At 40.4% G+C, this 26,368-nt stretch carries 23 protein-coding genes and 2 pseudogenes; 10 read left to right on the forward strand and 15 right to left on the reverse strand.

Annotation, left to right across the window (positions count from 1 at the left end):
* Positions 1-76 precede the first annotated feature (76 nt).
* The gene (locus H6G97_RS13420; protein ID WP_190941084.1) at positions 77-487 is read right to left on the reverse strand and encodes a hypothetical protein; all 411 of its coding nucleotides are present in this window, start codon (positions 485-487) and stop codon (positions 77-79) included.
* Positions 488-850: 363 nt separating this feature from the next.
* Positions 851-979: pseudogene (locus H6G97_RS13425) on the reverse strand (transposase family protein); the annotation flags it as partial.
* A 235-nt stretch (positions 980-1,214) separates the two neighbouring features.
* Here H6G97_RS13425 and H6G97_RS13430 point away from each other — a divergent pair.
* Together H6G97_RS13430 and H6G97_RS13435 are read left to right on the forward strand one after the other, a co-directional pair.
* The gene (locus H6G97_RS13430; RefSeq protein WP_190941085.1) at positions 1,215-2,807 is read left to right on the forward strand and encodes an alkaline phosphatase D family protein; all 1,593 of its coding nucleotides are present in this window, start codon (positions 1,215-1,217) and stop codon (positions 2,805-2,807) included.
* A gap of 312 nt (positions 2,808-3,119) precedes the next feature.
* Complete coding sequence (locus tag H6G97_RS13435; protein WP_190941086.1) at positions 3,120-4,565, forward strand: alpha/beta hydrolase; 1,446 nt, start codon at positions 3,120-3,122, stop codon at positions 4,563-4,565.
* Between the two features lie 364 nt (positions 4,566-4,929).
* On the opposite strand, the gene H6G97_RS13440 is transcribed toward H6G97_RS13435, so the two are convergent.
* Positions 4,930-6,939: a protein phosphatase 2C domain-containing protein gene (locus H6G97_RS13440; protein ID WP_190941087.1), complete on the reverse strand. Its 2,010-nt coding sequence runs from the start codon at positions 6,937-6,939 to the stop codon at positions 4,930-4,932.
* Between the two features lie 231 nt (positions 6,940-7,170).
* Between H6G97_RS13440 and H6G97_RS13445 the strand changes: the two genes are divergently transcribed.
* The 3 genes from H6G97_RS13445 (at position 7,171) to H6G97_RS13455 (ending at position 9,648) form a co-directional block, all read left to right on the forward strand.
* Positions 7,171-7,605 (forward strand): NfeD family protein, encoded by a 435-nt coding sequence (locus H6G97_RS13445; protein ID WP_190941088.1) that lies wholly within the window; start codon positions 7,171-7,173, stop codon positions 7,603-7,605.
* A 104-nt stretch (positions 7,606-7,709) separates the two neighbouring features.
* The gene (locus tag H6G97_RS13450) at positions 7,710-8,717 is read left to right on the forward strand and encodes an SPFH domain-containing protein (protein ID WP_190941089.1); all 1,008 of its coding nucleotides are present in this window, start codon (positions 7,710-7,712) and stop codon (positions 8,715-8,717) included.
* Positions 8,718-9,078: 361 nt separating this feature from the next.
* Entirely contained in the window at positions 9,079-9,648 is a 570-nt protein-coding gene (locus tag H6G97_RS13455; protein ID WP_190941090.1) for a Uma2 family endonuclease, read from the forward strand.
* Positions 9,649-9,779: 131 nt separating this feature from the next.
* Here H6G97_RS13455 and H6G97_RS13460 read toward each other — a convergent pair whose 3' ends face one another.
* Together H6G97_RS13460 and H6G97_RS13465 are read right to left on the reverse strand one after the other, a co-directional pair.
* The gene (locus tag H6G97_RS13460) at positions 9,780-10,013 is read right to left on the reverse strand and encodes a type II toxin-antitoxin system Phd/YefM family antitoxin (RefSeq protein ID WP_190941091.1); all 234 of its coding nucleotides are present in this window, start codon (positions 10,011-10,013) and stop codon (positions 9,780-9,782) included.
* Between the two features lie 99 nt (positions 10,014-10,112).
* A complete protein-coding gene (locus H6G97_RS13465) occupies positions 10,113-10,517 on the reverse strand; it encodes a Fur family transcriptional regulator (RefSeq protein WP_190941092.1) in 405 nt (134 codons plus the stop codon).
* Between the two features lie 144 nt (positions 10,518-10,661).
* Here H6G97_RS13465 and purS point away from each other — a divergent pair, with 144 nt between their 5' ends.
* The 3 genes from purS (at position 10,662) to H6G97_RS13480 (ending at position 13,616) form a co-directional block, all read left to right on the forward strand.
* Positions 10,662-10,940, forward strand: coding sequence for a phosphoribosylformylglycinamidine synthase subunit PurS (gene purS / locus H6G97_RS13470; RefSeq protein ID WP_190941093.1), 279 nt, complete (start codon positions 10,662-10,664; stop codon positions 10,938-10,940).
* A gap of 174 nt (positions 10,941-11,114) precedes the next feature.
* Positions 11,115-11,789, forward strand: a complete 675-nt coding sequence (gene purQ / locus H6G97_RS13475) for a phosphoribosylformylglycinamidine synthase subunit PurQ (protein ID WP_190941148.1) — start codon at positions 11,115-11,117, stop codon at positions 11,787-11,789.
* 258 nt (positions 11,790-12,047) lie between these two features.
* A complete protein-coding gene (locus tag H6G97_RS13480) occupies positions 12,048-13,616 on the forward strand; it encodes a hypothetical protein (RefSeq protein WP_190941094.1) in 1,569 nt (522 codons plus the stop codon).
* Between the two features lie 2 nt (positions 13,617-13,618).
* Here the strand turns inward: H6G97_RS13480 and H6G97_RS13485 are convergent, their stop codons facing one another.
* Positions 13,619-14,206 (reverse strand): Uma2 family endonuclease, encoded by a 588-nt coding sequence (locus H6G97_RS13485; protein WP_190941095.1) that lies wholly within the window; start codon positions 14,204-14,206, stop codon positions 13,619-13,621.
* A 165-nt stretch (positions 14,207-14,371) separates the two neighbouring features.
* Here H6G97_RS13485 and H6G97_RS13490 point away from each other — a divergent pair, with 165 nt between their 5' ends.
* Complete coding sequence (locus H6G97_RS13490; RefSeq protein WP_190941096.1) at positions 14,372-14,827, forward strand: nuclear transport factor 2 family protein; 456 nt, start codon at positions 14,372-14,374, stop codon at positions 14,825-14,827.
* 409 nt (positions 14,828-15,236) lie between these two features.
* On the opposite strand, the gene H6G97_RS13495 is transcribed toward H6G97_RS13490, so the two are convergent.
* The 4 genes and pseudogenes from H6G97_RS13495 to H6G97_RS56460 all read right to left on the reverse strand — a co-directional run.
* Entirely contained in the window at positions 15,237-15,929 is a 693-nt protein-coding gene (locus tag H6G97_RS13495; RefSeq protein ID WP_190941097.1) for a hypothetical protein, read from the reverse strand.
* A 156-nt stretch (positions 15,930-16,085) separates the two neighbouring features.
* Positions 16,086-16,730, reverse strand: coding sequence for a pentapeptide repeat-containing protein (locus tag H6G97_RS13500; protein WP_242054919.1), 645 nt, complete (start codon positions 16,728-16,730; stop codon positions 16,086-16,088).
* Positions 16,731-17,147: 417 nt separating this feature from the next.
* Complete coding sequence (locus H6G97_RS13505) at positions 17,148-18,110, reverse strand: orange carotenoid protein N-terminal domain-containing protein (RefSeq protein WP_190941099.1); 963 nt, start codon at positions 18,108-18,110, stop codon at positions 17,148-17,150.
* 144 nt (positions 18,111-18,254) lie between these two features.
* Positions 18,255-18,350 (reverse strand): annotated as a pseudogene (locus H6G97_RS56460) (hypothetical protein); the annotation flags it as partial.
* Between the two features lie 580 nt (positions 18,351-18,930).
* Here H6G97_RS56460 and H6G97_RS13510 point away from each other — a divergent pair.
* Complete coding sequence (locus tag H6G97_RS13510) at positions 18,931-19,170, forward strand: hypothetical protein (protein WP_190941100.1); 240 nt, start codon at positions 18,931-18,933, stop codon at positions 19,168-19,170.
* Positions 19,171-19,749: 579 nt separating this feature from the next.
* Here H6G97_RS13510 and trpE read toward each other — a convergent pair.
* The 5 genes from trpE to H6G97_RS13535 form a co-directional block, all read right to left on the reverse strand.
* Positions 19,750-21,279: an anthranilate synthase component I gene (trpE, locus tag H6G97_RS13515; RefSeq protein WP_190941101.1), complete on the reverse strand. Its 1,530-nt coding sequence runs from the start codon at positions 21,277-21,279 to the stop codon at positions 19,750-19,752.
* Positions 21,280-21,373: 94 nt separating this feature from the next.
* Positions 21,374-21,799: a photosystem I reaction center subunit II PsaD gene (locus H6G97_RS13520; RefSeq protein WP_190941102.1), complete on the reverse strand. Its 426-nt coding sequence runs from the start codon at positions 21,797-21,799 to the stop codon at positions 21,374-21,376.
* Between the two features lie 152 nt (positions 21,800-21,951).
* Positions 21,952-23,961 (reverse strand): DICT sensory domain-containing protein, encoded by a 2,010-nt coding sequence (locus tag H6G97_RS13525; protein WP_190941103.1) that lies wholly within the window; start codon positions 23,959-23,961, stop codon positions 21,952-21,954.
* Positions 23,962-25,389: 1,428 nt separating this feature from the next.
* Entirely contained in the window at positions 25,390-25,719 is a 330-nt protein-coding gene (locus H6G97_RS13530) for a DUF2973 domain-containing protein (protein ID WP_104905415.1), read from the reverse strand.
* Positions 25,720-26,019: 300 nt separating this feature from the next.
* Entirely contained in the window at positions 26,020-26,337 is a 318-nt protein-coding gene (locus H6G97_RS13535) for a DUF2605 domain-containing protein (RefSeq protein ID WP_190941104.1), read from the reverse strand.
* Between the last annotated feature and the right edge of the window lie 31 nt (positions 26,338-26,368).

Here is a 26,368-nt window from a genome sequence, read left to right on the forward strand (position 1 = left end):
TCTGGCGCACAGTGGAATGTTGATAGTGTTAATCACATCCTCTCTATTCGTTGTGCTTATCTCAATGGTTTATTAGCTATTTGAGTCTTTCTGCCAAAAGTGGATGCTCCCCTAAAAAAGTTAGTGTAGTGCGAATTGATAACGGTAAAAAATTCTCGCTTAAAATAATTGCACTTGCTAAACCAATTGGCACAGCTAAAAGCAAGGCAATTAATGAACTCAGGAGTGTTCCATAAATCATCGGCAACACCCCATAAGTGTCTTCTACAGGGTTCCAAGCACTTTTAGTCAGGAATTGTAGACCAAACTCTCGAATAGCAGGTATTGAGTTTATGGCGACTTGTACGGCTATCCAAACCAAGACTGCTGCAACAGCAAGTGCTAATATGCGTGTACCCCACAAAAAACTTTGATCTAGCGTTTTTTCAGTCTGCGATCGCGCTGCTTCAGAGTCTATCTGAGATTCATTGCTAGTTATTAAAGTCATAAATTACCTCTATCACAGCAAAGCTAATAATGAATACAATTAATGCTCATTACTTGAGATTTATGTACTCAAAATATTTTTTCAGAAAACTATAGAGGATATAAAAACATTTTTCCGAATATTTTATAATTACTTGTTTAAGACAAGTAATTATTATTATTTGATTAAGGTGTATTTATCTAAACTTTAAAAAAGCAACAAATTCAACGATTCTGATGATGAATACTTGGTGATTGTATAGCTTATCTTGTTTACTTTTTTACAACTTACGATGGATTTATTCTGAAAAAGTTATCGTTATTATCCGATAATGTCTGGTTGTACTGGTCTAACTCTGACTTCACCTGTACAAGCGTTAATTTTTCTGGGAAGTCCGTCAGAAGATGGTATCCCATTTGGTAGCTCTAAAAACGTTTTTAACCACTCAGACTTCGCACATCCGTATGTTTCAATTGCTACCCAACTATCTGCCTCACATATCACTACACAAATGGCAAAAATGCAAGAAATAGTAGGCATTCCCATCTCTGACAGAAATTCGCGGTAACTGTGGCTGCCCGCACTCCTCCACTTATTCACTGGCTGATTGTGAATAAATTATTGCAATATTAATAACTTCTTAAGCCCTAATTAAACCTGACTTGGTAATTAATCTTGTTAATAACTAGATGGTTATTATTTAGGTTTTTTATTCCCTTTTATTGTATAAATCTCAACAAGGACTTTTATGGAGCGTGTACATTTCCAGCGATTGCTATCCACTACAGCAAAGCGGCGACGTTTTCTGCTCGGTGCCGGTACATTGACCGCAAGCGCCATTGCTAGTCTTTGGACTCATAAAGTTGTTGCACTGTCAAGATTCTCTGCCTATCCCTTCAGCCTTGGTGTTGCTTCTGGCGATCCTTTACCAGATAGTATAGTGCTATGGACGCGGCTGGCTCCAGATCCCTTAAATGGCGGTGGTATGCCGCAGGTGAATGTGCCAGTACGATGGCAAGTTGCTTTGGATGAAAACATGAGACAAGTTGTGCTGAGGGGCGTGGCATTAGCAACCCCCGAATTAGCGCATTCTGTTCATGTAAATGTACGTGGTTTAGAGCCTAACCGTTGGTATTGGTATCAGTTTAAAGTGGGTAATGAAGATAGCCCGATTGGTCGTACCCGTACTGCTCCAGCCATTGGCGCTAGGTTGAATCAGCTTAACTTTGCGTTTGTTACTTGCCAAAAATGGGAGGATGGTTTCTATTCTGCTTATCGTCGTCTAGCTGAAGAAGATTTAGATTTAGTTTTTCACTTGGGTGATTATATTTACGAATACGGCATCCCTGCTACAGGTGGTGTACGCAACGTATCTTTACCAGAGGAGTTTAGAAAAGAAACGAATACACTGGAGCAATACCGCCTTCGATATGCTTTATATAAAACTGACCCGGATTTACAAAAAGCTCACGCCTTATTTCCTTTTACAGTCACTTGGGACGACCACGAAGTTGAAAATGACTATACCGATGACATTTCGGAAAACAACGATCCGGTCAAAAAGTTTCTCAAAAGGCGTGCTGCTGCTTATCAGGCTTATTATGAGCATCAGCCATTGCGGGAATTTTCCCTACCACAAGGGTCAGATATGCTGATTTACCGTCGGCTGACTTTTGGTAATCTGGCGGAGTTTAGCGTACTTGATAGCCGCCAGTATCGGAGTGATCAGCCATGCGGTGACGGTGAAACACTCCGTTGCCCAGCAGCGCTAGATCCATTTAAAACCATGCTCGGTACTCAACAGGAGCGCTGGCTGCTGGATGGTCTTGACCGTTCTCAAGCACGTTGGAACATACTTGCTCAACAGGTGCTGATGGCAGAGCTAGATCATAAAATTGGGCCAGGCGAAATCTTTTGGAACGACTCATGGGATGGATATCCCCTTGCACGTAATCGTGTTTTAAGTCACATCGCCAACCGCCAGATTTCTAACCCAGTGGTGATTACTGGGGATTGGCATTCTACATTTGTCAACGACCTCAAGCTCGACTTTAAGGCTTCTAACTCTCCAACAGTGGCTACAGAGTTTGTGACTCCTTCGATTACTAGCAATGGTGATGCTAATGTCTATGGCCCCTACTACGGCCCGATGATTCCAGAAAACCCACATATTAAGTTCTTTGATGGCGATCGCCGAGGCTACTTCCGAGTCAACCTTAACTATGAGCGTTGGCAGACTGACCTGCGTATTGTTACAACTGTAAGTCGTTCAGATGCGCCTGTATACACCTTTGCTTCCTTTGTTGTTGAGAATGGTCATCCTGGTGCCAAATTAGACTAGTATTTAAGTTTTTGCGTATTCAAATATTTGAATACGTAAAAGCAAAAAAGTGTAATCGCTAATCTGCTAGTTCTTCTTGCTGGAAAACTAAGATTGCTTCAACAAATTGATTGAGTATATCGAGAGGGATGCTAGAAATTTTTGGTTTATTTATCCATTTACCAGAAGCCTGTAATTTTGCAATCACAAAATAGCGTTGATTCTAAGAGAATGTCTGAGAAGTAAGAAAGCTCATGTAACAGTATCCTGTCGTGAGAAGAAATACTTAAGTATTGAAAATAATTTTGCAAAGGGTCTATTAACTAGAAGCCTATGAACAATAAGCGTTTACTGACGCTAATTTTGGCACTATTAGTAATTGCTATTTCTTGGTGGAGAGTAATGACGGTACAGGTGTCTCTTACGGTAAAAGAAATAGTCTCTAATGGTGTGCCGCTATTATACATAGTGTCAGAGAATGCAAAAAACGTACCGGGCGTTTTAATAGCACATGGGTATGCAGGTTCTAAGCAGTTAATGCTTGGGTACGCCTACACATTAGCAGATGCAGGTTACGCAGTGATGGTGTGGGACTTTGATAGTCATGCAGCTAATACTAAACCGTTGGAAAAAAATTCACTTCAGCAAAATCTTGATGTTGCTTATGAAGCACTTGTAAAACAACCAGAGGTAGATAGATCGCGTTTAGCTACTTTAGGTCACTCAATGGGTAGCGGTGCAGTAATGTCTGCTGCTATCAATAATGTCAATCGTTATGCGGCAACCGTAGCTATTTCTCCTACAAGTGCTTCAGTTACACCAAAAGCTCCCCATAATCTGCAATTGCAAGCAGGAAGTTGGGAAGGTAGATTTATTGCCAATGCAAAGCGGTTACTTGAAAGCGCAGGTGGAGAAAATAAAAATTTATTTCAGGGCAAGGGAAGAGAGCTAGTAATTATTCCTAATGCTGAACATATTACAATTTTGTTCCGTAATCAAAGCCACCAAGCAGCTAGAAACTGGCTTGATGCTACTTTTGGAATCCAGCGTCAAAGCAACTATGTTGATTATCGAATAATTTGGTACGTTTTACACTTATTAGCGTGGTTAGTAATATTAGGAGCAATTGCTCCGGTTTTAACTACTTCTTTCCTCCCTAGTAAAGTAGAACAGCTAAAAAGCTGGGCAGGTTTGTTAATAGCGCCTTTTATCGCAAGTGGTACGCTTTTAGTAGGTAATCGACTTGGTGATATTGATAACTTAGGTGGAGTTTTAGTAGGCACAGCAGTAAGTATTTGGTTTGGTGCAGCAGGATTAACTTGGCTTGTGATTATGTCACGAATGCAACTACCTACAGTTAGAGGTTTAGGAATCGGCATTGTTCTATTCATAGTGTTATGGATTGGTTTCGGAGCGATGGCTCAAGTAGTGTGGTTACAGTGGTGGCTAACTGGGATACGTTTGCAGTTGTTTCCTATACTTGCACTTGTTAGTTTTCCTTGGTTTTTAGCATCAGGTATAGCCCAACAAAATCTCTTGTTTGGAAAACGTCTTTTGTGGTGGCTAGGACAAAGTGCAGCCTTAATTGGAGGTTTTATTTTAGTACTTTACTTGCTACCAAATCTTGGGTTTATTTATCTTTTACTGCCCTTGTTCCCTATACTTGTGGCTATTTTTTCATTTACTTCTAGCTTACTTAACGAATATTGGAGCTATGCTATCGGTAATGCCTTATTCTTTGGATGGATGTTAGCAGCAACTTTTCCTTTAGCAAGCTGAAACTATGATCAATTTTGCTCTCAACCCCAGCCGTGAGATCCATCAGCACAGCCCGCAGTCCCAGCCACTGAAGATGCGATCGCTAACCTAGATTAACCCACTAGCGATCGCTACTTTTTTATTCATAACCCTGAATATTAAAACCATTCTGACAAACATTGCAGCATTCATAAGGAACATTGTAATATTCCTCATAAACATTACAATATTCCTTATCAATACTCTAATATTCATCAACATTGCAGCATTCATAAAGAACATTGTAATATTCCTCATAAACATTACAATATTTCTTATCAATATTGCAATATTCCTCATAAACATTACAATATTTCGCCATAACCTATCCCCCAATCCCCAATCTCTACTTTCCAGGCGGACAAAGTTGCTGTACTTTTTGAGGAAATTGCCGACACATTTGCCGGAACCCTTGAGGATTAATTTGCCACCAAGCAAATAATCCCAGACTTGTACCCCCTACAAGCAACGCCAACACTCCCCCCAGCATTACTAAACGTTTACCACGATTAGGCTTTGTAATTAAAGTTGGTGGAATTTCTGGGTTTAGAGGTGATTCTTCTGAAAGCTCCAAATCTAAATCTAAATCTAAATCAAGCATTGTTTGCGAACTTTCTGTGAAATAAATTAATTCCTCTTGTTCCTCTTCTTCTAATATTTCCTCTTCTAGTACTGGTATTTTTTCCTCTTGTATTTTTGCTTCTATAATCTCTTCTGGCAACTCTGGAGTCACAGGTATTAAATATTCTGGAGAAACACGGCAATAAGTGAGAACAACCGATGTATTATCCCGCCCATTTTTTTCATTTGCCAAGTTAATCCAGTTGCTGACGGCATCATTAAGTGTAAGTTTACCTGCAAACACTGGAATTGCATAATCTTGCCAAGATTGTTCCACCCAGTTATTATCACTTAAACCATCAGAACACAGTAGCAATATCCCATCTTCTTCGATAATAAATCGCTGAACTTTCAGACGCAAAAATTCTGAATCTCTTGTCCCTAATGCTTGAGTTAAAGCACTAGCATCTGCTCTCAAAACTGCCTGACGATACAAGCTTTTAGCAAAGCGTACTTCGCGTGTTGCCACATCATCATCTACCGTAAGTAACTGGCAATAATTACGAGTAATCCAATAAGCACGGCTATCGCCAACACTAGCTAAATAAAGCTCATGAGTATTATTTGATTGCCAACCAGTACTCGTCTGTACTCGTTGGGGAACTTGCAGCGCCATAACAATAGTTGTCGCCATGCGCTCTTTGCCTTGGCGATTTTGTTCATTATTACGCGCACAAATCACATTATTTACCACCCGCAAGCTGGCCTCTAATTGTTCTTGTAACAACTCTGGCGCTACAGATAAAGTTTGTTTTGCAACCTCCGCTAGTAAAACCCGAATTTGCAATTTTACAGACTGCACTGCCAATTTACTAGCAACCTCGCCGCCTTCATGTCCACCAATGCCATCACAAACAATCGACAAATAAGGCAATAAAGGTTCATTTAAATCAGTTAAAGCATTGGGATAGCAAGCGTCTTCATTTTGCGCCATAATTGGGCCAATATCTGTAGAACCTGCCACCTTTAAAGTTAATGGCAATTCTGCCGCAGATGCTAGTAATAAATTATTGAGTTGAATATTAATAGCTTCTAACTCAATCTCAGTTTCACACATCTGCTGGACAATATTTTGTAACCCTTTAGCAACTGATGTCTTAGCAGAAACTACCCAAAACTGCCAACACTCCCCCAGATTTTGTAAACTCAGCTTCTCATTTATTGGTGTTTGGTAAAGTTCTAACAGTCGCACACACCAACCTTGAACTCTCAAATTATCTACTACCAATAAACTCCGGCTAACTCCCAATTCTGATAAAGGTTTCCAAAGTTGGAGAATTTGCCACAGCCAATAAACTTGTCGTACTGCCGTTGCTTGCTCCCATGCCTCAACAATAGTTGGATAGATATTTCCTGTTTTATCTATCGGCGCATTTTCCAATAAGAGGATATCGGCTGTATCTTCTTCAAGATTACTAGCAAACCCATAAGCCTGGGGCAAATGTAACCGCTCTTGATATAACCGTAGATAAGGAATTACTTCTGTTGGCAATTCTTCAGGTACATCTGGCGTTAATCCGGGTTGAGTATCCAGCCAAATCTGGTGACTAATTACTTCATACCTATCTGCTACCTTTGTGCCGGGTGCGATTTGAGCAGACAATGAGCCAGTAGCCCAAAGATAGCGGTGAACTAAAGGAGTTTGGCAATTGGCGCAAATAGTATCACCCATAGGATTTATGGGGCTATTACAGCGTGGATTTATACAATAAATTATCAGTTGAGTAGAAATCATAAAGGTATAAATTAAAAAACCAATCAACTTATGAACTTCGATTAACTTTAGCTGGCAATGACTTAAAGGCTAGAATAGACTAGATTTGTGTACTGTTAGCTACACCTAGTTACTGAAATTAATCAAAATATTGGTAAAACTACCAAGTTTTGTTTTCTGTAAATAACTTACGTCTGGCTGTATCTAATCGTAGAAATGCATTTACGTCAATGTAGAGACTAGGATGGCGCTATGCCAAGTTTTACCTTAATCTGGCTTCTGGCAGGAGCAGTTTTGTGTTTGATGGAACTGTTCTTACCATCGGCGTTTGTCGCCTTCATGATGGGAATTAGCGCTTTTGTGGTGGCGCTGCTGTCTGGAGTGGGTTTGGGAAGTGTATGGTTGCAAGTTTCAATTTGGTTATTACTTTCCACATTATTAATCGTGCTTTCTCGTCGGTTTTTGCAACCACGACGACGCCAATCGAAAATTCAGGATGCAGTTATAGCTGAAACCTTAACAGAAATTCCGCCTGGGAAAACGGGGCGAGTGCTGTATGAGGGAAATTCTTGGCAAGCACGATGTGACGATGACAAATTTACTATATTACCCCATCAAAGAGTTTATGTAGTCAGGAGAGAAGGTACTACTTTAATTGTGATACCCGAAAATTTGTTGAATTCTTAGGAGGAGGCAGAAGGCAGTAGTTTTTTATCTTCCTCTGCTCCCGTGTCTCTCACTCTCTTATGCTTTTGAGTGACATTAAATACTTAAAAATCAGGAGATTTATAATGGAACAGTTTTTTTTACTTATATTTCTAGCCCTTGGTGGTTCTGCTGTAGCGGGGTCTGTAAAAGTCATTAATCAGGGCAATGAAGCTTTAGTGGAAAGATTGGGTAGCTATAACAAAAAGCTGGAACCAGGACTGAATTTTTTAGTGCCTTTCCTAGATAAAATCGTTTACAGAGAAACCATCCGAGAAAAAGTCTTAGATATTCCTCCCCAAAAATGCATTACCCGCGACAACGTTGGTATTGAGGTGGATGCAGTGTTTTACTGGCGGATTGTGGATATGGAAAAAGCCTGGTATAAAGTAGAAAATCTCCAATCGGCAATGGTGAACATGGTGCTGACTCAAATTCGCTCGGAAATGGGGCAATTGGAGTTAGATCAAACCTTTACTGCTCGTTCTCAAATCAATGAACTTCTTTTAAGGGATTTGGACATTGCCACAGATCCTTGGGGTGTGAAAGTGACGCGGGTAGAACTGCGGGATATTATTCCTTCGCAAGCAGTGCGAGAATCGATGGAATTGCAAATGTCGGCAGAACGACGCAAACGGGCAGCAATTTTAAATTCTGAGGGTGAACGCGAAGCTGCGGTTAATAGTGCTAGAGGTAAAGCAGAAGCGCAAATATTGGATGCCGAAGCTCGTCAAAAATCAACAATTTTGCAAGCGGAAGCTGAACAAAAGGCGATCGTCCTCAAGGCTCAAGCTGAACGTCAGCAACAAGTTTTAAAAGCCCAAGCGATCGCAGAATCATCAGAAATTATTGCCCAAAAACTCCAGACGAATCCCAATGCTAATAAAGCAGTTGAAGTTCTGTTTGCCTTGGGTTATCTAGACATGGGCGCGACAATTGGTAAAAGCGATAGCAGCAAGGTGATTTTTATAGATCCGCGTTCAATTCCTGCCGCTTTAGAAGGTATACGTTCTGTTGTTTCAGATGGTCAGGCTAACCCTAACGAATTATTTTCCAAGCAAATCCCAGGATTAGAAAACAACTCTCTTCGTTAAGAGAATGTTGGAAAAGTCCTCTTCTCGGTAGTGAAACGTTTAGATCCCCCTAAATCCACGGCAGTTGCTCATGGGGGAAACCCCCTTCTCCACGAGACGCTCCGCGTTGGCGGAAGCCTCTCGCAAAGAAGGCGCTAGCCTCTCCCTTTGGGAGAAGACCGCACTGGCTCCCCTATAAATTGGGGGACTTTGATTCAATAGGGTTCAGTTAAGGCTATCGCCTCATAATTTCATCTAACCCATTCGATAAAATTACAATAACTAGTGAAGAAAATGCGATGTCTACGATGGGCTAGACCTACGCATTAATTGTCGTATTCTTCCAGTGATAAAATAATCAAGCTTTGATAAGTTGTAAATTATGACCTTATCTATTCAGCCAACTACAGCATTAAGTGTAGGAGAGTTCTTAAAATTACCAGAGACAAAGCCAGCAAGCGAGTATTTTAACGGGCAAATATACCAAAAATCTATGCCACAAGGAGAACAAAGTACATTACAAAGCAGTTTAATCACGGCTATTAATGAGATTGCTAAACCGCAAAAAATTGCTTATGCTTTTCCTGAATTACGCTGTACATTTGAAGGCCGTTCAATAGTACCAGATATTGCAGTTTTTGAATGGCAAAGAATTCCATTACTTCCTAATGGAAGAATTACAAACAAATTTGAAATTCCTCCAGATTGGATAATCGAAATTCTCTCACCAGAGCAATCACCCAACCGAGTTATCAGCAAAATTACATTTTCTATTCAAAATGGAGCAAAACTAGGTTGGTTGCTAGATTCTGCTGATGAGTCAATCATGATTTTTGAACCCAATAAATTACCAGAATTAAAAGAACAGCAAGATATCTTACCCGTTTTGAGTGTTTTAGAAAATTGGCAATTAACAGTTGCAGACGTATTTAATTGGTTGAATTTTGTATAACGTAGAAACGAGTTCAACCTCAACCAACTGACTTAAACCTACTTCAGTTTTATTCAGTAGTAATTGTTCAACTGTATCGCTTAAAGCTTCTGCCCAATACAAAGGAGCTATAACGCTTGTATCTAAATAAATCAACAACGTTCCTCTGTACGTGCATTTAGCACAGTTGTACTCAATGACTCACCCTTAATCGCAAGAGTATCACGAAATTGTCTCATACTTGCTAATCGTTCTTCTTTTTGTAGCGGAGGGACTAAATGAGCTACAGCTTTATCTTGCTCTAGCAAAATTACTTCTCCTCTAGCTACTCGTTCCAAGAGAGATTTTAAATTCATAGCTGCTTCTTCAACGCTAATTCTCAACACTGCATTACTCCTGTAGTTAAGCTTGAAGATCAAAAAAAATGTCCTGTTTACCGAAGAAAGGCAGAGGGCAGGAGGTAGAAGGAATATAAATTGATATGGCTATTGACCAATACCAGTAGTTTGATTTACCTGGCATTGACTGCACAACCCAAAAAACTCTAGGGTATGGTAAAAAACTTTAAACTTATGGCTGGATTCTAACTGGTCTTCTAAATCATGAACGGGGCATTGATTAATCGGAATTGAGACACCACATTGCAAGCAAGTAAGGTGATGTTTATCTTGCTGCGCTAAACTATAGAGGGCTTCACCGTTAGCCAAATTCCGCACTTGTACCATACCTTCGAGCTTTAAAGCATCTAGGGAACGGTAAACTGTTGCTAAACCCATGCTCTGATTGGTGTTACGTAGTTCTACGTAAATATCCTGGGCGGAAATGCCTTTTTTGATGGTTTTCAGTAGGTTGAAAATACGCTCTTGACTGCGGGTGCGTATGGCTCTCATAGATGATTCTTTAAATATGCCACTGTAGTTGAAGCTGTTAAATCAGCTAATTAATCAATTAACTTTAACCGCTTCGTAATCTTATTTTCACTCACTTGGAACAGAAAGTTATAGTATAGCGATTGCAGCATTCAGCAAAAGCCCGTGCAAACCAAGTATCTAGCCAAAATTTTCGTAACGCTTCGTCCTTCAGTCCTAGACCCTGCTGGTGTGGCTGTACAATCCGGTCTTGAGCAATTGGGATACGATAACGTTGACCACGTGCGGATTGGCAAGTACATTGAACTCACCATCACCACGACTGACGAGAAAAAAGCGCGTCAAGACCTTGATAACATTTGCAACCAAATGCTATCAAATCCCGTAATTGAAAATTACCGCTTTGAATTAATTGAGGTCGAAACACAAACTGGGGTTTTTTAGGAACTGGGCATTGAGAATTGGGCATAGGGCATAGGGCATAGGGCATGGGGCATAGGGCATTAGTTATTCTTTTTTCCCCTGCCTCCTCTGCCTACCCTGCCTCCCTTGCCTCCCCTGCTCCCCAAGACGCGATTAATCGCGTCTCTACCCACTCCCCACTCCCATTGACTAATGATGAAATTTGGTGTTGTTGTTTTTCCAGGTTCTAATTGCGATCGCGATGTTGCTTATGTAACCAGAGATTTGCTCTTACAACCAACTCGCATGGTTTGGCATCAAGAAACAGATATTGCTGATTTGGATGCCATTATCATCCCTGGTGGCTTTAGTTACGGGGATTATTTGCGCTGTGGTGCAATCGCGCGTTTTTCACCCGTGATGCAGCAAGTTGTCGAACACGCTCGAAAGGGTAAGTTTGTCCTCGGCATTTGCAATGGATTTCAGGTATTAACTGAAGCTGGACTTTTGCCAGGGGTGTTAACCAGAAATCGAGATTTGCATTTTATCTGCGATCGCGTTCCCGTTAAAGTTGAGCGTAGTAATCTCTCATGGACGCAAAATTATACCAGTAGCGAAGTTATCACTTTGCCCATTGCCCACGGAGAGGGACGATTTTACGCTGATGCAGCTACTCTCGCAGAAATTGAGGATAACGGACAAGTCGTGTTTCGCTATGAAGGAGAGAACCTCAACGGTTCATTGAACAATATTGCCGGGATTTGCGATCGCCAGGGCAATGTGTTGGGGATGATGCCGCACCCAGAAAGAGCATCAGACGCGATGCTAGGGGGTAGTGATGGCTTGAGGTTGTTTCAAGGCTTGCTAGAGAAGGTTGCAGCGTTGGTTTAAAGTCGATGCTTGCACCTGGCATAGCAAACAAAGGGCGTTGCATATTTGCAGAATAATTTTGATGATTTTGGGGGATGGGTATTTACCTGTCCCTTAAATTTATATTTAGGTTTTCATGCTAATACCTTTCTATATTTGGTATCTCTAAACTTAGTAAAGTATCTACAACTACTATACTATCCAAACTGACTTGATAAATTGCTAATTACACAAACAAAATAAGGCATAGCAAATTTATCCAAGCAGGTCGGTTATTTGATGACTATTCCAGAGCCAATTAAACAATTCATCACATGGATACAAGGTTTTGACCATCGTGTTTTACAAAATGAAGATGATGTAAAAGAAAAGTTTATTTTGCCAATGTTTCACTATCTCTGTTATCCAGATAAATGTCATCGTGAATACTGTTTAACAACAAATCAATCAGGAAAATATAGCATAAATTCCGAAACCGCTCAGATTTGTTTTACAACAGATGATTTAGAAAAATTTGATTTTGAACCTTCCATCATACGAGAAGGCTACCACTTAGTTGTTGTGAAACCGAAAGTAGCGATCGCGTGTAATTTACCCAACGCTTTTGGAGAAGGTAATTGTGAAATAGAATTCAGCAGTATTCTTTTCAGAGGTCTAAAAATCAACTTAAATCATCAAGATATTTTAGGTCAATTAATGACTGGATTGCATACCCAACCAGATTGGGGATGTCGTCAGTTTTTGAAACAGCTAGATAAAAATACTTTTAAAGTAAGCTTAGGTCAAACAACAGTTATTTTATCGAAGTTAGAAGTAGCAGACTTGTGTTTGTGTATTGATGAAATTTGCCAAGAATATAAAAATTTAATAATTGAATTTGAAAATGCTTTAGAAACATGGGATTTTGAATTAGTAAAATTTTCAGGCATTCACGGCTTTATTCTTTTTTCTGTAAGAGAAGAGTTATGGAAGCTAATACAGCAGTTTTTTAAAGAATTTGATTATACCAAAGGCAAGTCAGAATGGCATCTATTCCATAGAGAACATATATCAATTCGAGTAAGTCGAGGAATTCGTGACCATACATTTATCTTTCCAAAGTTCCATAAAGACTTTTCTTTATTCCCTGACTATCAAATTGACATTATTTACGAGCTAAATAATATAAATTTACAATCTTTTGAAATAGGTAAAGCAACCTTATGGCAGCAAGATATAGGGGTACGAGGAACCTGGACAGCTAGATATACCAAACAGTGGTTATTAGATAAATATATCCCAAAAATTATTAATTATTACTCAAAAGAGTGCCAATTATCTGAAGCTCAATTACTAGCCCAAATAACAAATTACACAAGTAATCGTCTGCTGATAAAAGAAATTGATACTATCATAGATTTAGCACCTTATCTTCACGATATCCAATCTTGGCTACATATCTATATAGAAAATATAGCTGCTTCGCTATTGAAACCATATTATCAAGCTTATACAGATTTGGTGCGTAATACTGATTCTTCCATAATAGGCATAGACTATATTATCGGCAATTTGTGTAGAATTGAGTGGAAAAATACACCCGAAGAAATTTCTAATAATTCCACAGATTGGAAAAACTTGACATTCAAATATGCTATGTATTGCTTAGATGAGCAAGTAGCAAGAATAAATAATTGTGAATACGAGAACAGTTTAAATGCAGATATAATAACTCGAACATTTATTTGGATTATAGAAAATGGTAAAATTTCTTTCTCGCAAGCTCAGTTAAATGCTGCTAAACAGGCTTTGCTACCACTTTGGGAACAGAGCCGCTTTGAAATGCGCCATGTGTATCCTAATCGATAAAGTTACATAATCTGCTCTAAATGCAACACAAATCCAGGTAGTACATTTTCTCCTGATAAACTAACAGGATTGTCTAATATCTCTACATCTTTACCTGGACGATAAATTTCCACTCGCTTGTTTTTCCGGTCGATTAACCAGCCTAATTGAGCGCCATTTTCGATATACTCCTGCATTTTCTCTTGCAATTCTTTCAAAGAATCAGTACGAGAACGCAACTCCACTACAAAATCAGGACAAATTGGGGCAAATTTTTCTTGTTGTTCTGGGGTTAAAGCATTCCAGCGCTCGATTTTTACCCAAGAAACATCAGGAGAACGTTCTGCACCATTAGGTAGCGTGAAGCCGCTTGAAGAGTCAAAACCTTTGCCTAATTTAGTCTGTTTATTCCAGATTCCTAACTCAACAACCATATCAAAGTTACGGTTGCCAGCATCACTACCTGTGGGTGGCATAATTAATAATTCCCCTGATGCTGTGCGCTCAAATCGATAATCGCGGTTTTTCTGACACATCTGGAAAAATTGATCATCAGTTAAGTCAATTTTCAATTTGAGTGTAGAAGGTAAAGTGGTTGTCGTGGTGTTCATAGGCTATTGTGAGCATCTTACTTTCTAGTTTAGTGCTGTGTGGGGTGCGATCGCATGATGAGATGATGGAGAGCGATCGCACTTTACCTAAATAAATTTGTCTACCTATTCGGTGCAGCTTTACCCGAATAGATTTGTTTAGAACCCTTGGGAATAGAAATCCAGATGCTTTGGTTATCTCGATGGCTAGTGTTAGGAACTATATTTGTTAGCTTAACTTTCAGCACACCTTTATTTGCCAGTCAGTCTATGAACCAAAAAGATATCCAGATATTAATAGAAAAAGCTAAAGATGCATGGGTTGCTCAAGATGTCGATGCCCTTGCAGAATTGTTTACGGTTGATGGGGAACTAATCGTGCCGGGTCAATGCTGGCGGGGACAAGAAAGAATTCGAGAAGGAGTTATTCATTTTAAACAACAGTACTCAGATGTCAAAATAGTCATCCAACGGATTATTATTGCAGCAAATCAGGCAGCAGTGGAGTGGTACTACGAAGATACGGAAAAGGCGACAGGTCGTCGTAATAAAGCTGATGACGTAATTGTTGTAGATTTTAGGGATGGTCGAATTAGTCGTTGGCGTGAATATTTTGACACACAAACGCCAACTAACAGCTAATTGCACTAGCGGTGATAGTCAAAATCTCCTTAATTCAAAATCAATTAAGGAGATTGGAGTGTCAAAATTAAGTTGTAATCTAAAAAACACAAGACGTTTACCACCTCAGACCGCTCTGATGAAGAATTTAACCTTCCCTTGGTGCTAATGAAGTGGAGGAAGCGACAAAAACTCCACACCGTCAACGCATTTAATTTACACTGTTCAAACATCTGCGGTCGCTCTCCTTCGATGTTCGACAATGGGTCACAGCGGCATAACACCCATACAGTGTTGTCTGTTTTCATTCATTACAATAGCTAACAGTTAGGTGAAAAACTTTCCCTCTAAGGTATAAATACTAGCTAGCCAAAAGAGAGAGCTATATTGTTCAAGCTTATCTAAAGTAATATTTGAATTCTGTATAACTTTAGCTGTTCATTTGCCGTCGTTGGGACTGTTCTTGGTTAAACTGCTTTTGTTGTGGTGTTAATTGCTTGTAATCACTTGAAGATTGCATATCCCACTGTAATTCCGCTAGTAACAGTAAACTAACGGTCATAATTAGCCCCGTTGAGAGAAACTGCATGACACCGCAGTAGGGTAAAACTATGATTCCCAGCAAATGAATAAACCCCATCAGAAGAAATGTGCGTGAACGCATTCCTACGCCGATGCAAAAGTATCCGATAGCGCTTAATCCTAACCATAGTGGACACAGACGGATCAAGACCTCTCCCCATCCCAAAAAAATGCTTAGATCAGTTAGGATTAAACCCGCTAGGATTAATATCCCCCAGCTATAAACAACCCAGCGTAGCTGTTCTACAGTTGCCCAAAACCAAGTTAAACTTACCATGCCGATTGCACCGAATAAGGTAAGCACTGACCACAAAATCGCCTGACTACTCCAGCTAATGGGTAGAAACTGAGCGGTTACAAAAATCCCGGATGAAATGAGTCCCCAGAGAATAAATGCTTGATCAACGCGAGTATAAAACTTTGAGAAGAGGATGAAATTTCCAATTTGGTAGTTTAGACACACTAGACCTTGAATATCTTGAAAATCTAGCTCTTGCTGTTTTTCACGGAGGAGCGGCTCAGATAAATTGAAAAAGCTCATTGATAATCTATTACTATCGGTAGATGGAAAAAGTTGTTACTCTATCCAAAGAGGTATTGTTATTTAAATATTAACAAGTAAAAAAGTAGATTTGAAATTGCCTTGAAAAAAGACTAATTTTTAAATTTTGGATTTTTGATGAGACAGCAGCGACAGTCAACCCGCTTCGATTAAGCTTCGTTCAGTTAGGGTGACTCCGTTCAATAAGCAGTAGCGCAGATCCACCCCGGTCAGGTCTACTTCCGTGAAATCAACATAACTTAGATCAGTTTTGTACAAAATAGCTTTGGCAAAATTGGTATGACTCAGGTATGTATTGCTCAAGTTTGCCCCAGTTAGGTTTGCACTACTAAGATTTGTCCCAGACAAGTTTGCACCAGTAAAGTTGGCATAACGCAAGTCTGCCCCAGCCAAGTTTGCACCACTAAGGTTGGCATAGCGCAAGTCTGCTAAACGCAAGTCTGCTTTCACAAGGCTTCCCTTATGCAAGTCTACCTTCCTAAGAGTTGCCCGTATCAGGTTAGCAGCTTTGAGGTTTGCCAAAATCATATTTGCTCCACTGAAGTCGGTTCTCCAGAGAACCGCCGCAGTCAAATTTGCTTCGATCAAGTTTGCTTGGCGCAGGTTGGACTGTGATAAAGTCGCATTAGCCAAGTTAGCTCGATTCAAATTGATTCCAGCTAAACACACCTCGCTGAGGTTAGCTAAGTGCAGGCTTACTTGAAGGAAATTTCTTTCTCCTGCACGATAGAATTTGAGAAGTTCATCAGCATCCATACACCCCGCCTCCCAAATCTCCATTTATCACCTAAAAAGTACACTATCTAATCGATATTGCTGGAAGTAGCTCTCATTCGGAGACTTTTAACAACTCCGCACTAACCTTAAAACTGTTTAACAATCTTTTACAATATTGCCGATGGTATCGGTTGCTTTTAAGAGCGATCGCACAACGAAAATACCAAATTAAGCCCTTATTTAAGTTTCTTTTGTTTAAGCATACCGAGGTGGCAATGTCTACGATGGGCTATGACGCTCGGTCGCATACCGTAGGCAAGACTCGCTAACGCTTCTCTAGGAGACCGCCTAGCTTGCTTCTCCGTAGGGGTACGCTATCGGCGTCGCTGCTTCGCTCATCCACGTCTAGAGTTATTTTTAGTTAATTAAATCACAGTTTTTCGTAGGGGCACGGCACTGCCGTAACCCTAAAAAAGTGATTTATTTACGTACTAGGTTAAGCAGTTCTTTAGGAGAAGCAAGCAAGTCAATCCCTACAAAGAATATTTTGCCTTGGGGATCTAGCAAAAATCGCCATGCAATATTCATCCCCACGCTGGCACCGAACCAAGGGGTTTGAACTTTGCCAGTAACTTTAACTTGAGTATAGCCATCTTCCACTGGCTCAGATATACCGCGCTCTGGGATCATCTTCAGTCCCTGACATTCTTCACGCATATAAGCACGGATTGCCTCTTGACCAATAATCGGTCTTTCAAAGGGAGGTTGTAAAGCACCTTCAGAGGTAAACAGAGAAACCGCAGCATCAAAGTCATTGGCATTCATGTTGTTGATATAGCCCAACACCGTAGGATTGTTAACGCCGTCGATGGTGACTTTAGTCCGAAACGCTGGTGCAGTGGGAGGAGACACTGGTTCTGAGACTTTTTTGTAACTACCTGGAGCATTCGGGTCAAATCCCATGCTAATTACTGTATTGCGTAGGATGGTGATTTGTTGACCTGAATCAGCATTTCGGATTGCTTGCAATACGTCTGCTGCTTTAGAAGAAAGCTTGTAGCCTTCTGGGATAGGAGCAACGATTCCCTGAGCCATCCATTCTCCTAACTGATACCAGAAGCCCAACTTAATGTTCACGGTGAAGGATGCATAGGAACGGCAGATGGGAGTGTCAGCACGGTTAGCCAAATCGTACATGACTTGGGTTTGAGCTTCAAAAGGCATCTGCTTAATTTGTTCGAGTAAGCCTTGTGCGAGGATCATGTTAGCTGCTCCAGGAGCAGCAACCGTAATACTTCTACCCATCTCGGTATAGGCAAACCAAAGTAATGCTAGTTGATCTTCAGCATTAAGCTGAGAGAATGATTCGACAACGGTTGGAACAACGTCAGCAATTAGAGTACCGGGAAAAATACCTTGAGCTGATTGGATGGTAAAAGACATAGCAGAAATTCCAAAAAGAAAATTACAGTTCTATACAAATGTCAAAAATCAACCGTGAAAAAACGCAAGAAAAATGCGTTTAGCTGTTAACAAAGGCACTCAGCAGTGTTTGCATCATCGAACAACCAGATCGTGGACACCGCTTTACCAAAGGCATGGTAATTTCGCTGCCATTGATTTTGGGCATTCGGCAAGGCACATTGCAGGCTCATCTGCATAGTTATTTAGAAAGCCTTGATTAAGAGTGGTTTAACGCGTTGATGTTGTTTTTGTATTTATATGTAAAGGAACATAACAATTTCGTTACAAATAAGCAATAGTTCCTCAGTTATAAATTGATAATTTTTATTTATATAGTTCATAAGATTTACTGAAGTCAGATTAAATGCAATTGGTGCTTTTATCTGTGTGTACTTTCAAGAGCGTAGGCGTACCCTGTCGTAGACATCGCATATCTTTACAGGCATCAAACTTCTATCTATGAAACAATCCTTACCAAGCAGTTAGTTATACGCATGGTCTACTTCTTGCACAAATCCGAAATAGAGCCGCTTAATACAAACGAATCAATCTAGAAAAATAAATGACGATTAGCTTACCCTACTTACTTGGTACGGTTCTCACTACTTTTATTTTCATGTCAAGTAGTTGCAAAAAATATTTACAATAGTTAATACTTATTTACAGACGGCAAAAAAAGAGTAAAAGATTACATCACTAAACGCAGTTTGGTTGAACGGCTAACCTGACTTTAGAGAAGACACTTTGATATTTACGAATTTTCTTTACTTGACAAATAAAACAATTTAGAGGCAAACTTATGAAAACTGATTTTGATTATCCGCAAAAAGATTTGATTGGGCCTGTTGTTTTTAGACCTAATTTCAACAACTTTGAGACTATCAATGCAAATCAAGCTTGGTCATTGTTTTTCAGCGTTGGTCAAGACGACAAAGGGTTAGGACAAGAGATTGAATTCGGCAGATTTTTCACTAACCTTTTAATTGCCATTGGGGTAACTGGAATGCTTTGGGCAATTTACTTCAGCCAATTGGGATAAACAAGTTTGTTCCTTTATAGTATGTAGTAAATTCAGCGAAGGTCTTGGATTTGAATGCCAAGACTTTTTTAACTTTTCAACATATCTAAAAAAGTCTGTTTAGCTTTGGAAAAAGTTCGATGTTAATTGGATTTATAAAGCTTCCTAATTTATCACGATATTGTGGATACGTGGGCTTAGAAGTGGCACAAATTGTTTCCAAATATCTTGCAGTTCAAAGTAAAATCTATGTGATTCAAAATAGAAAGATATTGGTATCTCAACTTTTAAAGTCTGGTCTGGATTCTCATACAGCAAATAGAACTGTTACTGTACTTATATCAAGCCCGGTTTTACAATTAACTAACAAAAATCAGTGCGCAATTAATTGTATGCGAGAGTAATTACTATATAGATAGAAAAAGAGCCTGGGGATTAGGGAGATGAGGATACATTTACAAAAATTAATTATTCGTTACCTTAAAACCTTGTAGAGACGTAGCAGTGCTACGTCTCTACATTCATTTTCACTCCTATGTGTAGGGAGATGATGAGAATAATTACTGGCTACTAACAATTGACCAGTCCCCAATCCCTAGTTCAACGCAAACAACGAATCGCCTCTAACAGACCTTTAGCTTTATTTAGCGTTTCTTCGTATTCTTTCTCTGGCTCAGAATCAGCCACCAAACCTGCGCCGGCTTGTACGCTTACCGTATTATCATGGACTACCATTGTGCGAATTGCGATCGCAGTATTTAATTGTCCTTCAAAATCATAATATCCATACACACCGGAATAAACACCCCGACGGCTAGATTCTAACTCGTAGATAATTTCCATTGCCTTAATCTTGGGTGCGCCGCTTACCGTACCTGCTGGAAAGGAAGCTTTCAATAAATCCCATGCTGTTTTCCCAAGTGCTAATTTACCCACAACATTGCTAACAATGTGCATCACATGGGAGTAGCGCTCAACCACCATTAATTCATCAACTTTGACGCTACCACTTTGACAAACACGCCCCAAATCATTCCGCCCTAAATCTACCAGCATGACGTGTTCGGCAATCTCCTTGGGATCTTGCAGTAAATCCTCAGCAAAGGCTGCATCTTCTTGGGTAGTTTTACCTCTTGGACGTGTCCCGGCAATTGGCCGTACCGTTGCTATCACTCCACCATCTGAATCGGTTTCGGCTTTCACCATTACTTCAGGACTGGAACCGATGATTTGCCAATCTTGAAAATTAAAGTAAGCCATGTAAGGCGAAGGATTTATCTGACGTAGGGAGCGGTAAAGGGCAAAGGGGTCGCCTGTGTATGTTGTTGATAGTCGCTGGGAAATTACTACTTGAAAAATATCGCCTGCTTTAATATGGTCTTTGGCCTTTTGGACGCTGGCACAAAAATCAGGGCGGGTAAAGTTACTCTGATACTCCTCTGCTGCTTTGCTGCTTTGCTGCTCTGCTCCCCTGCTTTCCGGCGGTTTCCATTCCAATCGAGTTTTTTCTGGCGATAGTGGTAAAGATAGCTTTTCGAGCATTTGGGTGACGCGATCGCACGCTTGGTGATATGCTGCTTTCAAATCTACTTTCGGGTCACGTAAATCAGCATAAGCGATCGCCCAAATTTTCCGCTTCACTTGGTCAAAAATCAACAGGTGGTCTACCTGCATCCACAACCCATCAGGGATATTTCGCTCATCTGGTGGATAAATGGGCACACGCGGCTCTATCCAGTGAATTAATTCATAGCCCCAAAACCCAAATAAACCACCAATTCCAGGCGGTAGCTGTGGTAACTTCACTGGGTGATAAGGTGCTAAACACTCGGCTAAAGCTGTAAAAGGGTCGCCGGGAAAAACGACCTGCGAACCATCGCGGTTTTTCTGGGTTGTGCGATCGCCCCTTGCTTCCAAAACCCACACCGGATCGCAACCCACTAAACTATAGCGTCCCAGTTTTTCTCCACCTTCGATCGATTCCAACAAAAAGCTATAGGGCTGACCTGCACAGACTTTATACCAAGCAGATACGGGCGTATCTAGGTCTGCCACCCATTCTTGATATACCGGGATGAAGTTGCCTTGTTGCGCTAGGGTGCAAAACTGGGAGAAATCCGGAAACATCATTATTTTTTAAAATTAATTGGTAATTGGTAATGGGTAATGGGTTTTTAGTTACCAATTACCCATTACTAATTACCCATTAGCTACTAACAGCTAGTTACGGAGCGTCGTAAGTAGTAACACCGCTAAACTTAACTTTAGAGGGACTAGGGTTTTGTCCGATACGACGGTCTACATAACGCACTTTGTCACGACCTGGGTTCACCTTTTCGGGGAAGACACCATCAGCTGGGTGAAGTAAAGTAGTTTCTCCGTTGGGTAAAATCCGGTAAACTTTATAATCTGTGATTTTGAGTTTCCGGAATTGTTGACCGCCCAAAAAGATTCCATATTCTTTACGAGCTATATACAGCAGGTTTTCACCTTGCCGCATAGTAGCAGCACCACCTGTAGGCAATTCAAAAACTTGCTCTTTCGGGCTAGTCCAAGTGATAGCGTACTTTTCTTCAACTGCTGCTTTTGTAAGCAAGCCACCAGTGCTGCCAGCAAATAGTGGGGTTTGTCCAGAGAGTGTTTCTGCCATAAAGTGATTTCTCTCAACGTTTTTAGGGAATCCTAACACTGCAACCAGGATCATATTGCGATCGCGTCATAGACTGTAACAGTTTTTAGTCATTTGTCCTTCGTCCTTTGTCATTTGTTAAAAGGCAATGCCCAATCACCCATGCCTCATGCCTATTTACTCTTGACTTTTGTCCGCTTTTCCTCTTGGGTATTCTGAACAATCGGTATAGTAAAGTGAAATTGACTACCCTGGTCTTTGCCAGTTGACTCTGCCCAAATTTCTCCACCCCAGCCATTAACAATTTGACGGCAAATTGCTAAACCAAGTCCAGTCCCACCTGTGGTGCGGCGCAGCGCTCCCTCTTCTTGGTAAAAGCGGTCAAAAACTATTTCTAAACGATTTGGTTCAATGCCTCGTCCAGTATCAGCCACAGTCACCTCAACCATTTTACGGCTGTTGTAAATCGCTTTAATGGTGATTTCTCCTTGGGGTGGCGTAAATTTAAAAGCATTGTCCATGAGTTTTGCCAATACCTCGACTAGCCAATCACCATCAGCTCTAATCAGGGGTAGGTCTTCGGCAATTTGAGTCTTGATTTGCGGCGGTTTTTCCGTTGAGGAACGCGTGCGATTTCGGCTGAGTGCTAAATCCACACACTCTTGTAAACTCAGGGATTCTGGATGCCATTCCACTCGACCGCTTTCTAAGTTGGAAAGTGTGAGAAAATCTTGTACCAGTTTTCGCATCCGCTCTGAGTCGGAAAGAGCAGTGTTGAGCATGATTTGCTGCAACTCTAAGGGCATATCCGGTTCAGTAGCGAGACTTTCTAGGCAGACTTGAATGGTAGATAGGGGGGTACGCAGTTCATGTCCGGTGATGGCTATGAGGTTGCTGCGGGTGCGGTCTAGGGCTTCTAGCTGCTGGTTCAGTTCTTCTAGGTTAGCGTAAGCCTCTGCTTGGATGAGAGCTGCTCCCACTTGGGTAGCGATCGCTTCTACCAAATCCAATTCCCCAGGTTGACACTCGTGCGGTGGCATCTGGCAATAGTGTAACTCCACAATGCCCAATAATCGCCCCTGATAAAAAACTGGTTCCATCAGCCAAGAACGAATGGCAAACTTTTTGGCGATCATCGAAAGTCCTGGCGAATTAGTCACACGAGGGTCACTCAGGGTATCGCTCACACAAACACCTTCAGCTTGTTCCACTATGTGCCGAAATAGGGAATTTTTTTCTAACTCCCAGGTTTGTCCACTAACAGATAGAACACCGGGAGTCAAAAACTCGTGTTCAATTATGGCTTGGTTATCTGTAGCTTGAGCGCGGTAAATTAAACAGCGACAAGCTTCTAGGTGTTGTCCTAATTCTTGTGCCGCCACTTGGAGAACTTCGTGAGGATCGAGCGATCGCCGAATGGCAGTGCTAATAGAGTTGACTAATCGTTCTTTCCGTGCCTGAACAGCAATGGAACGGTAGGCTTTGTGCAATTTGTATTGACTAGCTTGCAAATAAGTTACTAAGCGCTGCACAAAGGGATCTGTATCAATGTCACAAGCATATTCGTTTACCTGTTCTACTCCAGAATTATTCCGTGGCTCTCCTATGCCAAACCTTTGACGCGCTTGTTGAATTTTACTTGCTAGTTCTGGTCTGTAAACCAAAACTCTGTCTAACAGCAATTCGGCTGCTTTGAGGCTAACTCCCCTTTCCGATGTCCAAACTCCCTCAAATCTTCGCGCTGTATCTATATCCAGATTAGGGTTTAGTTCCGGGACTTCCTTGTTTTTGGCAATAGAACCAAGGTTTTCTCGGCAAACCAGACAAGTAGCATAATTGTCAGCAATCACGACCAAATGCCACTCTTGACTTAAACCATCATCTGGCTCAAAAGCTACCTTTTCGTAGTGTTCCGAACTGTTGGTGAAATCCGTTTCTGGAGCAGATAATACATATATCTGATTACTCCGCAAGGCAAGTCGCTGGTAGCGATGAGCTTCTTGGCGGTAGAATCGCTCTCGCTGGAAACTAGCAATTACAAGGGGTTGGGCTAAAGTCGCAGCCAAAACTTGATCTTCCATCGCGTGGGAGAGCGCCGTTAGTGAAGCCTTAAAATATAGCTGGGGCCGCAAGTACGGTAGGGACTTTAGCAGATCACTCAGCACAGAAGTCGAAATGCTCATGAATTATTGTTAAACGCTCAACCTCGACAAGATCCACGTCACAGCTGCATTGTACAAATTCCAAGGGACTCTCAAGTTAAATAGACGGTTGCAATATGTAAAGAACGCTAAAAAGCGCTTTTCGCCAAAGTAGGCGCAACACTTTGTTACCAACTAGCAGGAGTGCATACAACTTGATTTGTTGATTGACAACCTAACTACGCCCAATATACATTCTCAACTAACTTTGCTATGTGCTTGCACAAGTAAAATCTTTCAGAACTAAGTATTAAAAAGAAATTATTGTATATTTTAAACTATTCTGTTCACTGATAAACAGGGTTCACTAATTATATAGTCGAGACCTTGGCGTAGTCTGTTGTAGACATCGCCTACTTTGCCTAAGTTGATTTATACTCTCTAAATAAATTTTCTTACCCAAAAATTATTACTATTACATTTACATAATTTAATCCATGATGAGTGATTAAATTCAATCAATTAATTAATTGTCATAAATTTATCTAATCAGGTATCAAAGATGTTTAAGACAAAATTGTATAATAGAAGGGAACAAATGCATCTCTATACGCAAAAAATCTCTGAATTTCGTATTTCTGCTGAGTATACTATAGCGGTTTTCAATTGCACGGAAAATAGACCTAGCCCCCAGCCCCTTCCGTATTAGCGTTGGCAAGTAACACTTTCATTGTAAAAAGAGAAGATATGGAAGTGAGTTCAAAATTTTACTGCACCCAAGGGAGAAGTGCTATATACGTCTTGTTTTTCTGAAAGTTTAATAACTAATGAATTCTTTCAAAATCCTGAGTTTTCAGTTTTAACTTTACAACTTAACTAAAATATAAATTTATCAAAATTTACTTATTTATATAGATTTGAATGCTGCTTTTTTGTCAGCAGTGTGGAAACATTATTTTGGCTCGAATCGCTCAAACGAGTTTTATAGAGCGTTTTTTGGCAAGTTGTGAGGATCAGTACTGCTGAAAAAGGGTTTTCACTCTCAGTTTTCTGTACTAACCCTATAATTAACTTTCTTTTTGAAGATGTAGCTATAGAACTTACGCAAAACTATACGCTGTAAAGATATATTTACTTGTTGTCTTGCTGACTCGACTACAGTATTAAAAGCTACCACTCAGGAGCTTCGCTGAGTCCTTCAGGAATTATCTTATAACTTACACCATGCCGTTTCAGACTGGCAATCAATATAGAAATTGTGGCTTGCGTCAACCACCATTAGAAACGGATCGAAAAAAATCTTCAAATGCTTTTGGTGAGAGAATTATTCTCTAGTTCGTTACCTGCGCGATCGCTTCAAATTCAACTATGGTAATAAATTTTTGCTAAAAGTAAAGAATGTTAAGGATGTAAAAACAACAATACTTTACACCCAAACTACTTACAGACGCGATTAATCGCGTCTTTACATTATGCTTCCTCTGAATTTTCTCTCTTATGTCCTGGGGATGCTTCGTAAAGTGCATCGAGATGTTGACGCGCATCTTCAACGTTAATTGAACGCATTACCAAAAGCGGCTCTTTAATTAAGTTGCCTGCGCTATCCAATAACTCAGGATGGGGTACAAACTGTTTTTTTGATGAATAATAACCATAGTTACCTTGATTATTCATTGGCGAGGAATTCGTCGGATAAGTTCGCTCCCGATCAAAACTGAACATGATCAGGTTACGAATTAAATTGCCAACAGCTATAAATGCAAGGATTGTAAAAGCAAGAATGTAAAGAAGATGTAACATCGGATTTTCCTCCAGAGTAGCAATTTTAAAACTTTATTTTGTAACGCTTTGTTTCGCCGATACTATGACTCACAGTTAAGACGAGTATTTGAAGCACTTTTGGTGCTATTAGATTTATATGAAACTATTTGTCAACCGTTATTCCACTTACGGTAGCATAGGATACATTACCTTGTTAATCTAAATAATGTTAAGAAATTATTAAGGTTTTTTACTATCTCTTTAATGACTCGTTGACCATCTTAGGTAGACGCTTCCTCGGCTTGTCGTCAGACATCGATAAGTACTTCCAGGTGCTATTTATATCTCACGCCCTTGACGAAAGCGCATTGCGACATTCCAGCATTCTGTTACTAATTCATGCCAAGGCATTAACGTTGCCATATCAATCCCAACTTGTTTGTCAGTAGCAGCAAATAGCATCTTCGCCGTATTTACTTCCTTCTGAGCTTGCTTAACCCGCAAAAGTAAGTCAGATTGCTCTTGATGACTCATAAATGATAGTTGCTCAGTTTCGAGTAAATGGCGCGATCGCGTAAACCAATGCTGAAAATCTTCTAGCAGAGGTTCTAAAACTGTTTTCAGCAACTCAGTCCCTGGTAAATTTGAGTCTGGCATAAATGAGAAGCATATTTCAAGCTTGCTTACT

Source organism: Nostoc flagelliforme FACHB-838, from assembly GCF_014698065.1.
Taxonomy (GTDB): domain Bacteria; phylum Cyanobacteriota; class Cyanobacteriia; order Cyanobacteriales; family Nostocaceae; genus Nostoc; species Nostoc flagelliforme_B.